Annotated in this window: 2 pseudogenes; both read left to right on the top strand. The window is 42.2% G+C overall.

What is annotated here, in order from left to right:
- Positions 1–1,358, top strand: a pseudogene (locus tag AAFM34_RS20950) (ribonucleoside-diphosphate reductase, adenosylcobalamin-dependent); the annotation flags it as partial.
- A gap of 40 nt (positions 1,359–1,398) precedes the next feature.
- A pseudogene (locus AAFM34_RS20945) lies at positions 1,399–1,702 on the top strand (NrdJb); the annotation flags it as partial.

Here is a 1,702-nt window from a genome sequence, read left to right as displayed (position 1 = left end):
CAAACGATCAGGGGCTAGTAGCTTGCCGAATTTATGAAACAATTCGCGCACAAAAATTATGGAATGCAATCATGTCATCAACCTACGACTTTGCAGAGCCGGGTTTCATTCTCATCGACCAAGTTAACAAGAACAATAACAACTGGTTTAGTGAAGATATCCGAGCTACTAATCCCTGTGGTGAGCAACCGCTTCCACCCTATGGAAGCTGTCTACTTGGTTCAGTAAACCTTACCAAATTTGTACGCAATCCATTTACTTCAGAGGCTTCATTCGATTGGGAACAATATGCTGAAGTGGTTAAAGTCTTTACTCGTATGCTGGATAACGTAGTAGAAATTAACGGTCTACCTCTTGAAGGCCAAAGAAACGAAATTCAGTACAAGCGTCGTCATGGCATGGGCTTCCTTGGCCTTGGATCAGCCATCACTATGCTATGCATGAAGTACGGCGATAAAAACTCGGTAGACTTCACTGAAAAAGTTTCTCGAGAAATGGCTATTGCCGGCTTGGAATGTGGTCTAGATCTAGCTAGAGAAAAAGGTCCAGCACCAATTATGGAAGATGATTTCGAAATAACTGCTAATATGATCTTTAAGCAACCAGAACTGGCAAGAGATGGCATCAAAGTTGGCGACATGGTCAAAGGCAAAGTATTGATGGGCAAGTACAGCCGCTACATGCAAAATATTGCAGATGTCGCGCCAGAGTTAGCCGATGCTATTATTGAAGAAGGTTGCAGATTTAGCCATCACAGCTCAATTGCACCCACAGGGACTATTTCGCTGTCTCTAGCAAACAATGTCAGCAATGGGATTGAGCCAAGTTTTGCTCATCACTACTCGCGAAATGTTATCCGTGAGGGTAAAAAGTCCAAAGAAAAAGTCGATGTATTTTCCTATGAGCTTTTGGCCTATCGCGCCTTAATCAATGAAAATGCCATGCCCTTTGGCACCTCTGAAGACGAGGCATTACCGGACTATTTTGTAAGTTCTGAAACGATTGAGCCAAAAGCGCATGTAGATATTCAAGCTGCAGCACAAAAATGGGTAGACTCATCAATCTCGAAAACCATTAACGTGCCAACTGAATGTGAATATAATGACTTTAAAGATATCTATCTATATGCCGCTGAGAAAGGGCTCAAAGGCTGTACCACATTCCGCTTTAACCCAGAGGCATTCCAGGGTGTTCTAGTAAAAGAGAGCGATCTAGAAAATACCGTTTACAGCTTTACTCTAGAGGACGGATCTACAGTCGAATATAAAGGGAACGAAGAGATTGAATATGATGGCGAGACTCACACAGCCGCCAATCTATTCGACGCACTCAAAGAAGGTTACTACGGCAAGTTCTAAGCATTTCGTAGAACCAAAAAGGACAGATAAGAGGAATAACATGAGCAAAAAAATTGAACAAAAGATCGTAGGCTACAAAGTAGTATCAGATGAGCAGGCAGCGGCAGGAGAAGAAACTGCTCCAACGACGCATGAAAGCAATATTATTCAAATGCATGAAAAAGTGTCGCGTCCTGAGTCACTTGCTGGCAGCACCTATAAAATTAAAACTCCGCTATCAGATCATGCACTGTATCTAACCATTAATGATATTGTGCTAAATGAGGGAACAGATCACGAATTGCGCCGCCCATTTGAAGTATTTATCAACTCCAAAAATATGGATCACTTCCAATGGATTGTTG

The sequence above is a fragment of the Vibrio sp. genome, assembly GCF_038138445.1.
Classification (GTDB): Bacteria; Pseudomonadota; Gammaproteobacteria; order Enterobacterales; family Vibrionaceae; genus Vibrio.
The sequence above is the reverse complement of the archived record's forward strand: the minus strand, read 5'-3'. Positions and strand labels throughout refer to the sequence as shown.